The sequence below is a fragment of the Verrucosispora sp. WMMA2121 genome (genome assembly GCF_027460185.1).
Classification (GTDB): domain Bacteria; phylum Actinomycetota; class Actinomycetes; order Mycobacteriales; family Micromonosporaceae; genus Micromonospora; species Micromonospora palythoicola.
This window is the reverse complement of the sequence record NZ_JAPZBH010000006.1, coordinates 2,559,027-2,577,751: the sequence shown is the minus strand read 5'-3', so window position 1 is coordinate 2,577,751 and position 18,725 is coordinate 2,559,027. Positions and strand designations below refer to the sequence as shown.

Sequence of the window (18,725 nt, the reverse complement as noted above, 5' to 3'; positions counted from 1 at the left end):
GGCGCTCCACGCGCGTTCCTGGTCCCCGTAGCGGCTGTCCCACTCGATCGCGACGCCGCTGGGGCGGACACCCGCCGTGGTGTCCTCGGCGGCGAGGCTGAAAGCGATCTGGGCGCCGGTCCAGCTACCGTTCGCCGCGGACTGCAGGACCTGGGCGCTCGGGTCGGTCAGGTTTCCGGCGGCGAGAGCGCCGCGACGTATGCGGCGTGGGTGCCGGCGTACCGGGCTGGCAGTGGTGCGGGTTGGCGTCCCCGGCGCCGGGGCGCGGCGGACCGCTCCGATTTATCTGAAGTGGATTCCGGGGTCTGCGTACCGCCGTGGATCGCTTTATCTGAAGTCACGCCCGGGGATTTTACTTCAGATTAATAGGGTTCATCTGAAGTTAGCTCGTGCTGTCGGTGGGTGGTAGATCGTCCAGCCATCCACGGACCACGGTCGCACTGTCGGTGTCACCAGTGCTGGTGAACGCGGTCACCGCCCGCTGCCAACTGGTACGTGCCTCGTCGAAGCGGCGCACCTCGACCAGGGCGAGGCCGAGGCTGCCCCACGCCTGGCCTTCACCGTGCAGGTCGCCGGTCTGCTGGAAGATGTCGCGGGCGCGGGTGTGGGCGGTGATGGCCTCCTCGAACCGGCGCACCTGGCGCTGGGCGAGGCCGAGGTTGTTCCACGCCGTGCCTTCACCGTGCAGGTCGTCGGTCTGCTGGCAGATGTCGCGGGCGCGGGTGTGGGCTTCGATGGCCTCGTCGAAGCGGCGCACCCCGGCCAGGGCGAGGCCGAGGCTGCCCCACGCCCGGCCTTCACCGTGCAGGTCGCCGGTCTGCTGGAAGATGTCGCGGGCGCGGGTGTGGGCGGTGATGGCCTCCTCGAACCGGCGCACCCGGCGCTGGGCGAGGCCGAGGTTGTTCCACGCCGTGCCTTCACCGTGCAGGTCGCCGGTCTGCTGGCAGATCTTCAGGTCCTTGGTGTGGGCTTCGATGGCCTCGTCGAAGCGGTGCACCTGGCGCTGGGCGAGGCCGAGGTTGTTCCACGCCCGGCCTTCACCGCGCAGGTCGCCGGTCTGCTGGAAGATGTCGCGGGCGCGGGTGTGGGCTTCGATGGCCTCGTCGAAGCGGCGCACCCCGGCCAGGGCGAGGCCGAGGTTGCCCCTCGCCGTGCCTTCACCGTGCAGGTCGCCGGTCTGCTGGCAGATCTTCAGGTCCTTGGTGTGGGCTTCGATGGCCTCGTCGAACCGGCGCACCTCGGCCAGGGCGAGGCCGAGGTTGTTCCACGCCCGGCCTTCACCGTGCAGGTCGCCGGTCTGCTGGAAGATGTCGCGGGCGCGGGTGTGGGCTTCGATGGCCTCCTCGAACCGGCGCACCCCGGCCAGGGCGAGGCCGAGGTTGCCCCACGCCCGGCCTTCACCGTGCAGGTCGCCGGTCTGCTGGAAGATGTCGCGGGCGCGGGTGTGGGCTTCGATGGCCTCCTCGAACCGGCGCACCCCGGCCAGGGCGAGGCCGAGGCTGCCCCACGCCTCACCTTCACCGTGCAGGTCGCCGGTCTGCTGGAAGATGTCGCGGGCCAGGGTGGTGATCGTGATCCAGTCGGTGAAGTGGCGGCGGAAGTCCAGGAACTCGGCGAGGGTGAACGCGAGGTCACAGGTGACCTCGGCCAGGTGGTGGGTGGGGGCGGTGGTGGCGGTGGCTGTGAGGTTGGTGTGTTCGGCGTCCAGCCAGGCCAGCGCGTGGGGCCGGTCGGTGAACACGCTGGTGTCGGCGGGGGTGTTCGGGTTGAGGTGGGTGTTCGCGGTTCGGGTGGTGTCCTGGTAGTAGCGGTACAGCCGCTGCCGGGCCTGCCCGGTGTCGGTCTCCTGCCCGCCGCCTGAGGGCTGCTTCTGGGCGGCGTACAGGCGGAGCAGGTCGTGCATGCCCCACCGGTCCGGGGCGGGTTCGGCGATCAGGTGGGCCCGGTGCAGGTCTTCGAGCAACACGGCGGCCTGGTGTTGGGCCAGGCCGGCGAGGTGGGCGACGGTGGTGGTGGCGATGTCCGGGCCGGGGTTGACCGGCAACAGCTGGAACAGGCGGGCCTGCGCCGGGGGCAGGTGCTGGTAGGACAGGTCGAACGCCGCGCGTACGGCGGCCTGCTGCCGGGAAAGCCCGTCGAGGCGGTGTTGGTCGTCGCGCAGCCGGCCGGCCAGGGCGTCCGCCTGTAGGTGGGGGCGGTCGGCCAGCAGCGCGGCGACGATCCGCAGCGCGAGGGGCAGCCCGGCGCACAACTCGGCCAGCCCGGCGATTGCCGCCTGCCCGTCCTGGTGCAGGCGCGGGTCGTCCGGTCCGCGGCGCCCGGCGATGACCTCGCTGATCAGCGTGAGGGCGGCGGCGGGGTCGAGCACGTCCAGGTCGTGTAGGCGGGCGTCGAGGTCCAGGGTGTGCCGGGAGGTCACCAGCACCGCAACCCGATCGTCGCCGGGTAGCAGCGGGCCGACCTGGTCCTCGCCGGCGGCGTTGTCGATGATCAGCAGCAGCCGCCGGCCCTGGGTGGTGTAGGCGTCCAGGACGCTGCGCCACAACCGGGACCGGTCCTGCTCAGCGGCGGGGATGTGTTCGCCCGGAATCCCGATCGCCGACAACCACCCGACCAGGGCGTCCCCGGCGGACAACCGGCGCTGGAGGTCGTAGCCGAACATGTCGACGAACAACACCCCGCCGGGGAACCAGCCTTCGCGCAGCGCCTGGTGGGCGGTGTGCAGCACGAGTTCGGTCTTGCCGATTCCGGCCATCCCCGACACCGCCGACACCAGCTGGACCCCACCAGGCTGGTCGGGCCGCAACGCCTCCCACAACGCGCGCACCGTGCTGTCGCGGCCGGTGAACACCGCCGACGCCGGTGGTAGCCCGGTCAGCGCCGGCCGGACCTCGGCAGGCAGGACGACCTGGATGTCGCGGCCCTGGATCACCGCGTGGAAGAACACCCCACCCGTGATCTGGTTCGACACCCCACCCGGGCCGGTGGCGGTCACTGGCCGCCACCGTCCCCACCCTGCCCCCCCGGCGGCGGCAACGATGGCGGCAGCACGATGTCCCGCAGGTCACGACCCATGATCAGCGGCCCGCCGAAGGTGCCGCCGGTGACCCTGTTGTCCACATCCCCCGGCGCCCCACCCGCCGCCCGCGGCGCCGGGGCATCAGGCCCACCGTCATCTACGGGAGCCGTGACCGGGGTGCCGGTCAGGCTCACCCGCTGCGCGTCCCGGATCAGCAGCGCCGGCCCGGCGACCTCGGCATCGGTGACCGTGTTGCGTACCGTCTGCGTCGGCCCGCCCCCGGACGATGCGGTACGGCGGGCCTGGACCACGCTGTACACGGCCACCACCAGCCCGGCCACGTTCACAAACACCCCGATCACGCTGGCCCACCGGTCCGCGTCCTGCAGCCCGGCCCACGCCAGGAACCCGCCCAGCGCGAACACCACCAGCCCGACAACCACCCCGACGATCCACCACCGCTTGCCGCCACGCACGGTCATGACACCATTGTCGACTGTCCCCGCCATCCGGCCACCCACCCGCGGTGCGGTACCGGGTCGGCTAACCGGATGTCGCGAGGGCGAGGGTGACGAGGGTGCCCTGCGGTGGTGGGGTGAGGTCGAGTATCCAGTCGCCGAACCGGCGGATCTTGCTGGTGATGTAGGGGCTGATCGTGGCCAGGTCTTCCCAGTTGATCGGGTATCCGGCGGCGAACAGCTCGTTCGCGACGACCATGATATCGAGGGCGGTGGAGTAGATCGCGCAGTTGGCCATCAGCTCGTTGAACTTGACGATCATCTCCTGGTGCACCGGGTCGTTGTGCGCCAGGACCTCCCGCCCGAACGACAGCCAGTGGCGAACCCGTGGAACGCCTCGACCCGGTTGGTGATCGCGGCGATGCTGTCGCGCAGCCCGGGTTCGGACAGGTAGCGCAGCAGCACGATCGTGCGCACCGCGCGGCCGACCTCGCGCAGCGCCCGGTGGATGCGGTTCTTCTTCGACTCATTACCGAGGCGGCGCAGCAACGTGACCGAGGAGATCCGCCCGGCGCGTACCGACACCGCCACCCGCATCAGGTCGTCCCAGTGAGTCTCGATCAGCTGCCAGTCCACCGCCTCCGCGCTGAACAGCGCGTCGATGTGCTCGTACCGGTCGGACTATCTGGATCAGGAACGCCCCGGCCGACGTCGGCGCGACGTCGGCCGCGTTGTTCCTGTCTGCCGTCTCGATCGGCTCCCGGCGCCCCGACGGGCGGCTCTCGCCGCGCTCGATCAACCTGATCTGTGAGCAGGTCGGCCGGTGGCACGACGCCGAACACGGCGACCCTGCCCGGCATATCAGTCCGCTGCGACCCCATGACCTGCGGCATTCGTTCGCTTTCGCGCTCGCCGAGGCCACCGGCAGCGACGCCTACGAGCTCGAACGCCGCCTCGGCCACCAGTCACAGCGCCACATCAGCCGGTACACCAACCCGCCCGAGGACATCGCCGCGGGCTACATCGAACAGATGTGATCCCCCGGATGCGGCTGGTGATGCGCTTCTTACTGGCACCCGAACCAGCGATGACCCCGGGCCCCGGGCCCCCACAGCGCTCTCCCAAACGCAAGATCAAATATTTGTGGTGCTGGGTCAGCTACACAAGCGTGGGGCCTATTTGGAGCAACGACACGCCGCCGCGTAGCCGCTCAGGCCCCCTTCATCACGATGAAAATGGCTCACTTTTGTGTTTGCAATGCCAAGAGGGTCCACTGCGCCAACAGCGAACCCTCTTGATGCCATACTCGCGTCCGAACCCACGAACGGCGCACTGGCAAGCTCAACCCCTCGAGGAGGTTCATCGCTCAACGACTAGGAGACCCGAACCAGCCCAGGGCGGGTAGGTCTTACGCAAAGCCCGTACAGGTCCGAACCGAGCCGACCATCCAAACAACTCTGACCTGGGGAAATAGGACCAATGGGTCAGCGTGCATCTACGCCGCGCTGGATTGTTTTGCAAGATCCGAGTCGTTGTTTCGCTCGGTGCTCCGACTGGGCCTCAGGGCAGACGCATTGATTTCTTTGCTCGGAGGACTGGCGGCGAGGGGAGCTTGCCCTCATTATCCATGGTGGGACGTACGGAGTCGTGTAGCGCCAACTGCACGGCAAGGATTCCGTCGTGCCGGAGTGTCAGGTTTGTCCGAACCCAAGTGATCATCAAGGACGGTGCTTCCGTGTCACAGCGGAGATCCAGGCGCGATGCCGCCTGCTTACCCGAAGTGCCAGTAAAGATCGGTGTTGTCATACTGGTCGTCATTCTGAGCTTTGTGCTTGTACTGCTTGCCCAAGGCCATGACGTCGCAAGCGCCGTCGCTGTCGTTAGTGCCGCTTCGGGCGTCGCGGTCGCCGTTGCGCAGCGGCTGGCGGCTACGGTACGACGCCCGGCGGTTTCCTAGTAAACGGCACTTCTGCTGTGGCAGCGGCTTCGGATGATGCCTGATGGCCCGACCGGAGAAGGCGATTGACCCCACTGATGGGCCTCTGGCTGCGTTCGCGTGCGCCCTCCGGGCGTTGCGTCAACGTGCCGGGGGCCCTTCATACCGTGATCTCGCGGCGAAGGCCGAGTACTCAGCGGCAGTCCTCTCGGTGGCGGCTGCTGGCAAGAAGCTGCCTACGTGGCGCGTCACTGCGGCATTCGTCCGTGCTTGCGACGGCGACGAGGAGGAATGGCGTCGGCGGTGGAGCGTGACCGCTGCAGCCATTGGATCGGAGCGTCCGGATGGTCGGAAACCCAGCCCTCTACCGCACGATCTTGAGGTCGACTCCAGCTTCAGAACGATCGAGGTCGATTCGCCGCGGGTGAGCGCCCGGTCGGAGCCAGAGGGTGGGCGGCAGGACGAACCAGATCCGAAGCTTATCGCCACCGTTAGCGACTTTGCGCGGGCACTGACGCTACTTCGCGAGCGTGCAGGACGCACCGTCCGCGAGGTCGCCAAGCTCGCCGGCCTGCCAGCCTCGACAGTCGGTGGGTTCTTTTCCGGCCGGCACCTTCCGGCCACCAGACCCCACGGCATGTTGGAGGCGATTCTTCGGACATGCGGGGTTGACGGCGCTGACGCGATCGATGAATGGGCGCGGGCGCTGGCGCGGGTGCGGCGGGTTCCGGGGCCGAGACCTACCAACGCGCCGGCGCCTTACCGCGGCCTGGCCAGTTTCGCGGTCGATGAGTCGGATTGGTTCTTCGGACGGAGGGCCCTCACTGACAGGCTCGTTAGCAAGATGATCGAACGCTGGCACGACGGCGGGCTTGTGTTGGTCGTCGGGCCTTCAGGTGCGGGCAAGTCTTCGCTCATCCACGCGGGCGCGGTCGCGGCACTACTCAATGGCGCCGCTGTGCTGCCTGACGGTGACCCATGGAATCTCGTAAGTTTCACGCCGGGAGCGCATCCGCAAGAAGTACTGGCCTCCCAGCTGAACCTGCACGGCAGACAACGCACCGTGATCGTCGTTGACCAGTTCGAGGAGTTGTTCACCGCCTGCCGGGACGAGGGCGAACGGCGGAGATTTCTCGACGCGCTCAACGCGACCGGGGCGCTCGTGGTAATCGGGCTACGCGCGGACTTCTACCCTGCAGCATGTCGGCTGCCTCAGCTTGCTGCGGCCATGCAGGATAGCCAAGTCGTCGTCGGGCCCATGAGCGAGGCGGAGCTGCGCTCGGCGATCCTGGGACCGGCGAGAATCGCCGGGATCGAGGTCGAGGAAGGTCTCGTGGAACTACTGCTGCGGGACTTCGCGCCCATTGACGGCAGTGGTGACGCCGGCAGCTTGCCGCTGCTGTCGCACGCTTTGCTCGCTACCTGGGAAAGTAGCGGCTCCAGACGTCTCACGGTTGCAGGCTACACACGGTCCGGCGGCGTACGGGGTGCCGTCGCGTACACCGCGGAGAGCGTGTACCACCAGCTGATCCCGACACAACAGGAGCTCACCCGGCAAATCTTCCTGCGACTCGTGCAAGTAACGCCCGGAACGGCCGACACACGCCGAGCGGTTGCCTTGAACGAGCTGCCGGAGGAGAACGACGTCCGCCTGGTTCTAGAGCAGTTCATCGCGGCCCGCCTCGTAGCTGTCGACCGCAATCAACTGCAGATCGCGCACGAGGCTCTACTTACAGCATGGCCACGGCTACGCGCATGGATCGATGCCGACCGCGACGGGCTGCGCGTGCAGCTACAGGTTACGGAGGCCGCACGGACCTGGGAAGAGTCCGAGCGCGACCCAGTCGCGCTGTATCGTGGCAGCCGGCTCGCCGCCGCCGTGGAGTGGCACTCGAAAATGTTTCATGCCGCCCGTCTCAACGGCCTCGAGGAGCAGTTCCTCGCGGCTAGCATCAAGCGGGAACGACTCGAAAGAAGACGACTTCAGTACGTGATCGTGGCGCTCGTAGTGCTAACGCTCCTCGCGACCTCATTAGCGGTCACGGCGGTGTACCAGCGGAACCTCGTCAACGGTCAGCGAGCCATCGCCGAGCAGCAGCGCGCCCTCGCCATGTCGCGGCAATTGGCCACTACAGCCGACCAACTTCGAGGTTCCGACCCAGCGCTAGCAACACAACTGGCTCTAGCCGCGTACCGAATGGCATCGACCCCGGAGGCCCGTTCGAGCCTGCTCAAGGCATACGGGAACCCACCGGTGACTCGCCTGCTCAGTTCGACCGGTACGGCCCCTGCGGTCGCCATCACCAGTACCCGCACAACAATGGCCATTGTCGGTCCGCAATATGCAATCCAGCTATGGCGACTCGGCGAATCCGGCACCCCAACGCAGCGCGGTCCAGCACTACAAGGTCCCACCGGCAACACCTACACGCTCGCGTTCAGCCCCGACGGACATACTCTCGCCGCCGGCAGCGCCGACGGCGCGGTACGGCTCTGGAACGTATCCGACCCCGACCACGTCCGCCCGATCGCCACACTCACCGGCGACGGAGCCATACAATCGGTAGCCTTCAGTCCCGACGGACACACACTCGCCGCCGGCAGCACCGACCGCGCGGTACGGCTCTGGAACGTATCCGACCCCGACCACGTCCGCCCGATCGCCACACTCACCGGCGACGGAGCCATACAATCGGTAGCCTTCAGTCCCGACGGACACACACTCGCCGCCGGCAGCACCGACCGCACGGTACGGCTCTGGAACGTAGCTGACAGCGCCCCGCCTCGCTCCCTAGACCCACCGCTGACCGGACCCGCTGGGACCGTTCTCTCGGTGACATTCAGCCCCGACGGACACACACTTGCCGCCGGTAGCGCCGACAACAAAGTCTGGCGGTGGAATCTCGCCGACTCTAGTCGACCGCCGGCCGCCGAATCTCCACTAGTCGTAGCAAAAAGCTGGATAAACGCGGTCGCCTTTGACCCTAACGGCAAGACCCTCGCCGCGGCGTCCTCTGATGGCAATGTATGGATCTGGAACACCGCGAACTGGCAGATCAGCTCTTCGTTGCCGCACCCGACACCTGCCGCCGGTCTGGCATTCGGTGACAACCACACGCTCGTTTCAAGCGATGCTGGCGGCACAGTGCGTCTTTGGCGACTGCCCGGGCCAGCGCTCACCGGCCCGACTGGGCCGGTGAGCGCCACACAGTTTGCCACCGACAACGCGACGCTTATCGTCACCAGTGCTGACGCCACGATCCACCTATGGAACACCACCGATCCGCGTGAACCTCGCCCAGTCGGTCCAGTTATCAAAGCGGCGAATACGATTAGTCAAACATCAGGAGCCGCGGCGATCAGCCAGAACGGCCGTACAGTGGCGATCGACGCGGACGACGGCACAATCCGACTCTGGGACGTGACCGACTCGGCGCGCCCAAAGGTGATCTCGGCCAAGCTGACTGCGGGCGCTTCGACCATCCAAACCATCGCCTTTAGTCCCGACGGACGGACACTCGCAGCCGGCAGCGCTGATGGCACCGTGCGCCTATGGGACACCACAGACGCAAGCAGGCCAGCCCCGCTCGCCACCCCCCTGGCAGGACCGATCAACTCGGTGTACGCCATCGCCTTTAGTCCCGACGGACGGACACTCGCAGCCGGCAGCGCTGATGGCACCGTGCGCCTATGGGACACCACAGACGCAAGCAGGCCAGCCCCGCTCGCCACCCCCCTGGCAGGACCGATCAACTCGGTGTACGCCATCGCCTTTAGTCCCGACGGACGGACACTCGCAGCCGGCAGCGCTGATGGCACCGTGCGCCTATGGGACACCACAGACGCAAGCAGGCCAGCCCCGCTCGCCACCCCCCTGGCAGGACCGATCAACTCGGTGTACGCCATCGCCTTTAGTCCCGACGGACGGACACTCGCAGCCGGCAGCGGCAACGGGAATATTCTGCTCTGGGATATAGCCGACCAGAGACGGCCGAGTCTTCAAGCCACTCTCGGAGGGAACACTGCGGGAGTGAACACGCTCGCCTTCGACAAGCGAGGGAAACTGCTTGCCAGCGGCAGTGCGGACAAGCTCACCCGCCTATGGCTGGTCGACCCCGAAGCCGTCGCTGCCCAGATCTGCACAACAATCGGTGACCCGATCACGCAGACGGAATGGAATGAACATGTTCCCGGCCAGGCCTACCGCAATCCCTGCCAGTCAGCCGATAGCGCGGCGAGTCCGACCGATTAGGCTTGAGTCCAAGTCAGGGGACCGCGCCCAGGGGAGATGGTCGCTGGGCTAGGCCGACCGACGGGGCCCCGGAGGTTGAGCACGCGGGACCCAGATGACGCGCAGGGGTACTAGCACTCGACGACGGCGTAAGATCAAGCTATCGTACACTCGTGTCGACGAGCAGCGTGCCACCCCCGCGTCCCCTCCGTGCCATCGATCTATTCTGCGGCGCCGGAGGTTTGACCCAGGGTCTCAAGATGGCGGGCTACGAGGTCAGCTTCGCCCTAGACCTTGACAAGGACTCGTGCGCGACCTACGAGGCGAACCATCCCGAGGTCCACGTAGAAAACGGCTCTATTACCAGCTACACACCAGCGCAGTTGGCCGAGCTGGCCGGAGGCGAGGTGGACGTCGTGGTGGGCGGGCCGAGCTGCCAAGGCTTCAGTACCGCCGGACGGCGAACCGGCTGGGTTCGCCCCGAAGACGAGCGCAACCAGTTGTGGGAACACATGCTCGCGGTAGTGGCCGAACTTCGTCCCCGCGCCTTCCTCATGGAGAATGTGCCCGGCATGGTCTACTGGCGTGAAGGCCACTTCGGCGCCAAGATCCTCGCCGCGTTCGAGGACCTCGGTTACGCGGTCAACAAAGACATCCTCCTCGCGGCTGACTACGGGGTGCCACAGCGCCGCCGTCGGTTGTTCATCGTCGGGCTCCTCGACAGCAAGCCCTTCGAGTTTCCCGAACCGACCCACATGGGCGGTTGGCGACGAGACACCCTGCATTTGTGGGAGAAGAAGCGCGTCGAGCAAGGCAAGCAGCGACACCTCACCGTGTGGGACAGCATTGCCGACCTTCCGGAGATCGGCAACGGGCCAGGCTCGGGCTTGCTCGACTATCGTCAGGACCGCATCACGCCCTTTGCCCGCTGGATCCGGGGCGACACAGCCGAGGTCCGTGACCACGAGGTGGCGCCCCTGTCCGACCACCATCTCGCCCTGATCAGCCACGTCCCACAAGGGGGAACCTGGCGGGATATTCCTCCACACCTCTTGCCGGAACGCTTCATGGGAGGCATGCGGCGCACGGACAGCACGAACCTGATGGGCAGGCTCGATCCACGCTTGCCGGCTTACACCGTCAACACCCAGTTCGGGAATGTCACCACCGGCTGCTTCACCCACCCCTACGAGGACCGGGCGCTGTCTGTGCGGGAAGGCGCCCGGCTGCAAACCTTCCCGGACAGCTACCGGCTCGTGGGATCGTTGGGTTCGCGATACCGTCAGGTCGGCAATGCCGTACCTCCGCTCCTGGGCGCTATCCTGGCCAGCGCGATCGCCCAGCAGATCGCAGAGCCGGCCGTCGCAGCGCTTCACAAGCGTCCGCAGGTGCCCCCTTCCTCGCGGTCCCTGCCGTCGGCGCCCGCCGCTACCGATGACAAGACCCGTGCTCGCATGAGTCGCCAAGGCAAGCGAGACACCACACCGGAAATGCGCATCCGGCGGCAGCTCCACTCGCGTGGGTACCGTTTCCTAGTCGACGCGAAGCCCGAACCCGCCCTCCGACGCACCGCCGACCTCCTCTTCCGCGGTCCGAAGATCGCAGTGTTCGTGGACGGCTGCTTCTGGCACGGCTGCGAGCAGCATGCACGGCCGACCAAGTCGAACACCAAATGGTGGGCCGACAAGATCGAAACCAATCGACAGCGCGACGCCGAGACCGTCGCACTGTTGGAAGCCAAGGGTTGGAAGAGCATCCGGGTGTGGGAGCACGAAGACCCCGACGCCGCGGTCGAACGTATCGAGCAGGAGATCCTGGCGCGGCGTCGGCGAATCCCCGAAGCAGGGGCCGGCATTTCGGATCACTCCCGGAAGCACGATCAAATCACGTCCCCACGACGGGCCGGAGCGACGAACGGAACGACAGTGGCACCTCCGGAGCCAACGAGGACGACCTCCGCGCTCGCGCGACAGACTGCTGCTGTCGGCGTGCTCCCCCGATCGGCCTGACAGGACGGTGGAACATCACCGTCACCGCGGTTTCGGCATCCAGCTCGGCATAGGTGGCCCTGGCCACCTCGAGGCCCGCCGTACGCGCGAGCGCTACCACACTGTGGTGCCATAGCCTCTTAGGGTCGAGGTTATGACAAATCGCGATGTCCACGCCGATGCCGGCGGCCATCCACGTGCTCGCCACTTGGGCGTAGGTCAGGAGTCGTGAGCGGGTATCGGCACCGGACGGTGTCTCGGTCGCCTTGGCATCTCCGATAAGGAGGCCGCCGCCGCGGCAGTGCAGGCGCGCCATGTCCGGGCGGACGTGTCCATCGATGTCGACCGCAACGGTGAAACCCGCCAAGCTCGCGAGGTCTTCGAGAAGCCTCACCCGCGTCTCGTGCAGAGGAGAGGGGGCACTCATCGTGACACCGCCTTGGGTCGCAACAAATCCTCCAACATCATTCGCCGGGTAGGCGCGGGGGTGAAAGGGTCACCGAGGAGGTCGGCCTGCGCGTCTGCCTTCGCACGCAGGCGCTCGTACTCGACCTCCTCCAGAGTCTCGCGGGCAATCAGCGTCACGTAGCGGACATCGCGCTGCTGTCCTCGACGGTGGATGCGGTCGAGGCTCTGCAGGTAGTGGGCAGCCTGGTTGGACAGGGATTCGTAGACGGCATACCTGGCGCTGTGCAGGGTCAATCCTGCGCCGGCCGCGGCCGGATTGCCGAGGAAGATCGACACGTCAGGATCGTGCTGGAAGCGGTGCACGGCCTGACGCCGCTCGGAGGCATCGGTCACCGACCCATCGATGCGTACCAGGCCCATCGAGGCGTACCGCCTCGCGATTCTGTCTAGGCTCGACCGGTAGAACGACCAGACGACAACCTTCTCACCGCGCTCGCCGACCAGGTGTCCGAGTAACTCGTCCAAGGCCGCGATCTTCGCGGGAAGCTCGTCGTAGCCCGGGACGACTGGTGACGGGTCGGCACAGATCCTCAACAGGGCCGCACGGCGCTCCAGGTATGACGTGATCTCTCTCGCGTAGGCCTCGTCATCGACGTTCTCGAGGTCCACGATGAGGTCGTGGAGCGCGGCGTCGTACGCCGCCTGCTGCTGGGGCGCCAACACGACTTCCACCTCGGTGAACGACTTCGACGGGAGATCCGGCAGGACGACACTCTTCACATTTCTGACAAAGAGGCCGGTGTCCTCCAGCCGTTGGCCGATCTGACGGGCGGCGACGCCCTTGTCACGATCCAGGCGCAGTCCCCGAAACGTGTATCCGAAGTCCACCAGGTCGAACTGGGCGACGACGTCGGCCGCGGAGTTGGGGGCAGGCGTGCCACAGAGGACGAAGGCATGGGTGCACCATTCACGGACGGTGGCAGCGGCGCGGGTCCGACTGGCCTCGGGGTTCTTGACGTTGAACGACTCGTCCACGACCAATGTCAACCGGGTACGACGTGCTAGCCGGACCACCTCGTCCTGCAGCGCCACGAGCGTCTCGAAGTTCATGACGATCACGTCGGCACCGCTGAACAGCGTCCTTGTCTTGCCGTGTCGGTCCCCCTCGGCTACCGCTGTCCGATACAGATCGCCTGTAAAGCGGCCGAACTCCTGCTGCCACTCCCCGACCATGCTTTTCGGCGCCACCACGAGCAGGGTGTCGGTCAGCTGTCGCTCGACGAGCACGTCGAAGGTGGCGATAAGTGTGACGGTCTTGCCAGTTCCCTGCTCGTCGAAGACGCAGCCCCCCCATGTCTTCGGCGAGGTCAGCATCGCCACGTTCGCGGCCTGATGGTCGTCCAGCCGGCCACTGAGGGCCCCATCGGAGATCATCTTTCGGGCGACGGCAGCACCACCGTCACGCACGCGGGCGTAGGCGGCGCGTACCACAGGGGCTGCCTCGGCAACGCCGGATCGGTTCATAACCAGACGCCGAGCATCTGGTGCCCAGCGCACCGACACAGCCGACTGCAGCAGCTTGGTACCCTCCCACGCGTCGGAAAGGAGAGCCCCGGCGTCGCTTCGCAGGCGGAACTTGATTCCTGCCGCGGCGAGCTCGGTCCGCATCCGCCCCGGCTCCGCCGACGTGAAGCGGAGACCGCGACCGGTGTGGTCGACACCCACGTCGATCCGAGGGACGGTGACAGCGACATCAGGCATGGTCGGGGATCGGCCGTTCACCACGCGACACCAACTCCGCCTCGATCACCCCGGTGCTGGCCACGAATACGCGCTGAAGATCCTTGAGCAAGGCGCTGTCGAGCGTGCGCCAGTTGTCCGGCGGCGCGCTACCCAGCCGGTCGACCGCGGAACGCAGCCACGAGTCGAACCCGAGCTTCTTGCGGGCCTTCGTGTTGCGGTCGGCGGTGTTGACCGCTTCCTTGACGAGGTCGAGGGCGTCCTTCTTGTTATCGCGCACCAAGCTGTCGTGAGCGGCTTCCAGCTGCTTCATCGCCTCCTCGTCGGCGACGACCTTCCACAGGCTCCGCACCTGGGTGCCGGTGTCCATAACCTCGAACATCAAGTCGTAGACGATCTTGCGAAGTTCCGGGTCATCTTCCATCTGCGTGGTGATCTTGTCGGCCGACTTACCGGCCTGGATCTCGTAGAACCACTGGAAGATGTCGTCGGCCTTGTAGCGCACGGCGGACTGGTCGCGTCCCTGCTCGTGGACGTGGTACTCCTCGAAGTCCTCGGCCCACTGCACCATGCGGATGTAGCGGGTCACCGCCGTCGCGGTGATCGCGAAGTGTTCGGCGACACGCTTCTTGATCGCGTTGTCCCGCGTCGTGGTCACCCCGCCGATCTCGCCGTCGCGCTCCTTGCGGTACTCGTCGACGACCAGCCTGGCCTTGACGAACTCGGGCCATTTCTCCTTGAGGTCGTCCTCGAAGTTGAGGGCGACCACTACGGCGTCGAACTGGTCAGGTGTCGTGCCCGGTGGAGCGACCCACACCTTCACCCAGCGTGCACGTTCCTTCTCCTCCCGGGTGAAGTTGCCCGACAACACCGCCTTGGCTGCAGCGATGCGACGGTTGCCGTCCATCGGAACACCCTCGTGGGTCAGGATCGGAGCCCGCTCGACACCCTTGCGCGCAATACTCTTGGCCAACGGCTCGATGCTGTACGGGTCGCGCTTGTTGAGGCTGGGTAGCCGCATCTTGCCCTGCACCAGTTCGAGGAGTTCCCTGGGATCCGGCGCACGACGGTTGCGGTCCTCGAACTCGGCAACCTGTAGTTCGACGCGGTGGTTGTCCGGCCACAGGTCAATGTCACCGACGTCGACGTAACCCTCGTACATCGGCACCGCGAGGTTGTTGAACCTCGGCACCGGTGTGACGAGGTGTGGGCTGAGGCCGTTGCGTTCGACCAGCGACACCTCACCCCACGGGTTGCTGCTCGGAGAACCCGGGCCGTCGAGTAGCTTGCGCACTTCGTCGGCGATCTGCTCGTCGGTCCAGGAGGTGTCCCTGTCCCGTAGGAGACGTAGCACCCTTGTGTAAAGCCGCTCTGCCTCGGCCGGACTAACCTCCGTAGCGCGCGCTGCGGCCACGGCGTCCTGCACGCTCGGCCCGAAGTCGGCCGTCAGTGTCTCGATCTCACCCAGCAGCGCTCGCACAGCCGCCCGGAGCCGTCGATCCGACTCAACAGTGATCATGAAAGATTCCCTCCGCCGTACGTCCGGCCCGTGTCGACCAATCCTGCGTTCTCCACGAAGTCACGCAGCTTTTTCAGCCCGCGCATCTTCCACACCCTCACCGAGCTTGCCGAGATGTCTTCACCCAACGTCTGGCTCACGATCGCCGCGACCTCTTCGGCCTCGACCGGCTCTCCATAGGCGATCGACTCCACGTACACCAACATCACCTCGCGGATGTTGGCGTTCTCCCATGAGCGCACCTCGGCCTTGATAGCCGAGACAGCCGCATCCCGCAGAGCCTCGCTTTCGGCCGAGTCGTCCAGGTGCTCTGGGCACTGCTCGTGGAGGACCTCGCGTCGAATGCTCCGCTGCGCGCCCCGCTTGAACTCGTTGTGGGCGATCTTGGCCAGGTAGGACCTGGGGTCGGCTACCGCCGCTCCCTTGCGCAGCTGCACGTACAGCTTCTCCACGGCAGTGGCCACGGCGTCTTCGAGCTGCACCGTCCTCGCCTCCGGGTAGACCTGCCGCATCTGGCGGACCAGACCCACGAGGAAGTGTTCCCGCATAAGGTCGAGCAGATCCTCGACACCGTCCCACGTTCCACCGTCACGATCGCCCACGATTGGAAGAGTGCTCTCGCATCCGCAGCGTTACAGCGACCTCGACAATTTTCGGACAGCTCGCGAGGAAATCCGCACCGGACGCCATGAAGACCGCAGGCCGCTACCCCAGATCTACGGCGAAGAACCTTCCTCCCGCGCATCTCCGAGCCCGGCTCTGGTCCAGCGCCGGGTTCGTTCGTCCCCGGCGAACTGGTCGCGGCGGGTGACCCGGCGTAGGTCTGGAACTCCACGTAACCACTTGAGATCGTGTCGAGGTGACCAGCGCATTGCCTAACCTCCGGACCAGGCTAATCGACCTCTTCGGATCCTGTGCCGCCAGCGTCGGTGCGAAGCTCGGCGAGTTGGGTCTGCAGCCCATGGAGGCGGTTACCGGATACGCCATCGTGCGTGCCAAGGACTCGTGGAGCGTCGAGCCGTATCGCACAGCCCGCAGCCCGCTGCACGACCACTCGATCGAACGCCGCTGCGCCCCGTGGCTGACGTCCGCCGACGTCCAGGCGCTGAACGAGGTCGCGGCGGCACTGCTCGCGGAACATCGGTCGACATTGCCATTCAACTCCCCGTCGGGTGGCCGGATCTGGCCGCTTATCCGGACGGCAGACGACGCGGGCCATCCACCCGATTTCGCCGTCGACGGACCGGACTGGGTGGCTCGGATGTTGATCTACCCGGCCTTGCGCCATCACCTCATGAACCTGCACACCATGACGACGACAGGAGCGCGGTTCGCCGACGAGGTTCTCGACGTAGCCGCCGACACTGCGCTTCGCTACCTTTCCCAGTGTCCACTGGTCAATGTCTTCACAGCCGACGGTGGGCCGCTGACGGTCGGCACGGTGACCGTGCGGATGCTGGACGGCATCGAACAGCACCGTTGGTGTCCCAGCAACCCGGACTACCGAATGTGGCGGACCGGGTCTGCCATGTCCGAACCACCCACCGCTTTGCTGGAGATCACGTCGACCGGGCCGCGCAACGAATGGTTCTCCCCGCCCAGGACGTCGGTAGAACGAATTCTGCTCGCCCTAGTACGGCAGCCGCCGTTCGGGATCATGGCTGGAGTTCGAGGTTGAGGCGTCGGGTGTAGTGGGCTTGGCGGGCTCGGGCTTGATGGCGGCGGCGCCAGTCTGACCAGCGCAGACGGTGGGCGAGGTCGCGGATCGGGCGGAGTACGAGGGTGTTGATCAGCCGGCGGGTCTCGTTGACGGTCAGCTTGATCAGACCGGTGTCGGTGGAATCATCGTCGGCTTCGGCGGCGCAGATCGCCAAGACGGCGAGGGCGGCCAGGGCGAGGGTGGTGAAGCGGTGCCAGGAGTCCCAGCGGCGGACTTGGTGTTGGTCGAGGCCGACCTGGCCCTTGGCGGCTTGGAAGCTTTCCTCGACCGTCCAGCGGATGCCGGCGACCCTCACGAGCTGGGCGAGGGTGGCCGGTCTGGGTGTCCAGCAGCGGTAGAAGGCCAGTTCACCGGTGGTGGTGTTGCGGCGGATCAGGAGGCTGTGGTGGCCGCCGTCGTCGGGGTCGGCGTCGGTGCAGACGTCGTCGAGCCAGGCCCAGTCGTAGAAGCGTGGGCCCTTGGATCCGGCGCCTGCGCTGCGGCGCTGCCACGCCGAGGCGGGCAGGTCGGCGGCGACCCGGTCAGCCCGCAGGCGGGTCTTGCCGCCGTCGAGGGGGACGAGGTGGCTGCGGGACACGGCCAGGACATAGCCCAGGCCGTGTTCGCGCAGGTGAGCACGGAAGACACTGCTGTTGCCGTAGGCCTCGTCCGCAGCCGCCCACCCAGCGGGGACGCCGGCGTCGAGGGCAGCGGTGATCATGTCGGCGGCCAGCTCGGACTTCGTGGCGAAGACGACCTCGTCGGGAACTCCGGCGGCCTGGCATCTGTCCCGGTCATCGGTCCACGACACCGGCAGGTAGACCCGGCGGTCGATCAGTGTGTGCCCATGCCGGCTGGCGTAGCCACAGAACACCCCTACCTGCGCGTTCTCGATCCGGCCGGCGGTGCCGGTGTACTGGCGTTGCACCCCGACCGTATGCGTGCCCTTCTTCAGGTCCCCGGTCTCGTCAACGACCAGCACCGCGTCCGAGTCACCGAACCGGGCCACGACCACGTCACGCAGATCGTCGCGGACGGCGTCGGCGTCCCACACCGCCCGATACAACAGCCTCTGCATCGCGTCCGGCCGGGCATGCCCGGCCTGCTCCGCCAACTGCCAGCACGTCTTGACCTCGATATCCGCCAGCAGCCCGGTCACGAACGCCGCCGCAGCCCGCCGCGGCTCGACCCGCCCGAACCGACCCGCGAACGCATCACACACCCCGGCCAGAACCCGCCGCCACCGGGCAGGGTTTACGCTGTGGCACGCGGCCACCGCCAGATCTGAAGTTATGTCCACAGCAGACAGACGATCACGCGGTGGCCGCACCTCGTCTACCCGGCCCCACCAGCGACATCTCAAACGGCGGCTGCCGTACTAAACGATTGTGGTCGGCGAGTGCGTCGTGTGGCGTGGATGATTGCTCGACAAGCATCCTCGGCTCTTCAGGGACGTGGATCTCTGCACGCTTTGGCGTACCTGCCTGCGCATCCAGTCCTGTACGCCCCACTGGTTGCGCCGTCGAACTACGTAGCCGCGTGTCGGCAGTGCTTTCGGGCCTCAGCGGCCAAGGCCGCTGGGTAAACGGCTGCCCTACGGGTCGGTCCTTCCCCGCCTCCCGGTGTTTCGCTCCGCAGCTCGGATGACGCGGATGCCGGTAGTCTCTCGGGCGAGGCCGTTCGCCGGACGGAGGACACGACGTGCTCGGTGAGTCATCTTCGACAGC

General features: G+C 66.7%; 10 protein-coding genes and 2 pseudogenes. 5 read left to right on the top strand and 7 right to left on the bottom strand.

Annotation, left to right across the window (positions count from 1 at the left end):
* Positions 1-382: 382 nt before the first annotated feature.
* The 3 genes and pseudogenes from O7605_RS20705 to O7605_RS20695 form a co-directional block, all read right to left on the bottom strand.
* Positions 383-2,995, bottom strand: a complete 2,613-nt coding sequence (locus O7605_RS20705) for an ATP-binding protein (protein ID WP_269740691.1) — start codon at positions 2,993-2,995, stop codon at positions 383-385.
* Complete coding sequence (locus tag O7605_RS20700; protein WP_269740690.1) at positions 2,992-3,501, bottom strand: hypothetical protein; 510 nt, start codon at positions 3,499-3,501, stop codon at positions 2,992-2,994. The genes O7605_RS20705 and O7605_RS20700 overlap by 4 nt, the downstream gene beginning before the upstream one ends.
* Positions 3,502-3,562: 61 nt before the next feature.
* Positions 3,563-4,113 (bottom strand): annotated as a pseudogene (locus O7605_RS20695) (Tn3 family transposase).
* 47 nt (positions 4,114-4,160) lie between these two features.
* Between O7605_RS20695 and O7605_RS20690 the strand changes: the two are divergent.
* The 4 genes and pseudogenes from O7605_RS20690 to vsr all read left to right on the top strand — a co-directional run bounded on the left by O7605_RS20690 (position 4,161) and on the right by vsr (position 11,653).
* A complete protein-coding gene (locus tag O7605_RS20690; RefSeq protein ID WP_332317183.1) occupies positions 4,161-4,514 on the top strand; it encodes a tyrosine-type recombinase/integrase in 354 nt (117 codons plus the stop codon).
* 963 nt (positions 4,515-5,477) lie between these two features.
* Positions 5,478-5,699 (top strand): annotated as a pseudogene (locus O7605_RS31955) (helix-turn-helix domain-containing protein); the annotation flags it as partial.
* A 24-nt stretch (positions 5,700-5,723) separates the two neighbouring features.
* Positions 5,724-9,665 carry an nSTAND1 domain-containing NTPase gene (locus O7605_RS20685; protein ID WP_269740689.1) on the top strand — a complete coding sequence of 1,314 codons (3,942 nt, stop codon included), beginning with the start codon at positions 5,724-5,726 and terminating at the stop codon, positions 9,663-9,665.
* A 152-nt stretch (positions 9,666-9,817) separates the two neighbouring features.
* Positions 9,818-11,653 carry a DNA mismatch endonuclease Vsr gene (gene vsr, locus O7605_RS20680; protein WP_332317140.1) on the top strand — a complete coding sequence of 612 codons (1,836 nt, stop codon included), beginning with the start codon at positions 9,818-9,820 and terminating at the stop codon, positions 11,651-11,653.
* Between the two features lie 402 nt (positions 11,654-12,055).
* Here vsr and O7605_RS20675 read toward each other — a convergent pair whose 3' ends face one another.
* The 3 genes from O7605_RS20675 to O7605_RS20665 all read right to left on the bottom strand — a co-directional run bounded on the left by O7605_RS20675 (position 12,056) and on the right by O7605_RS20665 (position 15,901).
* Positions 12,056-13,708, bottom strand: a complete 1,653-nt coding sequence (locus O7605_RS20675) for a DEAD/DEAH box helicase (protein ID WP_269740688.1) — start codon at positions 13,706-13,708, stop codon at positions 12,056-12,058.
* 85 nt (positions 13,709-13,793) lie between these two features.
* A complete protein-coding gene (locus tag O7605_RS20670; RefSeq protein ID WP_269740687.1) occupies positions 13,794-15,299 on the bottom strand; it encodes a hypothetical protein in 1,506 nt (501 codons plus the stop codon).
* On the bottom strand, positions 15,296-15,901 hold the full coding sequence (locus tag O7605_RS20665) for an RNA polymerase sigma factor (protein ID WP_269740686.1): 606 nt from the start codon (positions 15,899-15,901) through the stop codon (positions 15,296-15,298). The genes O7605_RS20670 and O7605_RS20665 overlap by 4 nt, the downstream gene beginning before the upstream one ends.
* Before the next feature lie 257 nt (positions 15,902-16,158).
* Here O7605_RS20665 and O7605_RS20660 point away from each other — a divergent pair, with 257 nt between their 5' ends.
* Positions 16,159-16,977 carry a hypothetical protein gene (locus O7605_RS20660; RefSeq protein WP_269740685.1) on the top strand — a complete coding sequence of 273 codons (819 nt, stop codon included), beginning with the start codon at positions 16,159-16,161 and terminating at the stop codon, positions 16,975-16,977.
* Here O7605_RS20660 and O7605_RS20655 read toward each other — a convergent pair.
* Complete coding sequence (locus tag O7605_RS20655) at positions 16,955-18,274, bottom strand: IS701 family transposase (protein ID WP_443083951.1); 1,320 nt, start codon at positions 18,272-18,274, stop codon at positions 16,955-16,957. The genes O7605_RS20660 and O7605_RS20655 overlap by 23 nt on opposite strands.
* Positions 18,275-18,725: the final 451 nt, after the last annotated feature.

Excerpts from the sequence above, each read along its gene's own strand:
- O7605_RS20675 (WP_269740688.1), bottom strand. The coding sequence starts at position 13,708 with ATGCGGACCGAGCTCGCCGCGGCAGGAATCAAGTTCCGCCTGCGAAGC.
- O7605_RS20670 (WP_269740687.1), bottom strand. The coding sequence starts at position 15,299 with ATGATCACTGTTGAGTCGGATCGACGGCTCCGGGCGGCTGTGCGAGCG.
- O7605_RS20700 (WP_269740690.1), bottom strand. The coding sequence starts at position 3,501 with ATGACCGTGCGTGGCGGCAAGCGGTGGTGGATCGTCGGGGTGGTTGTC.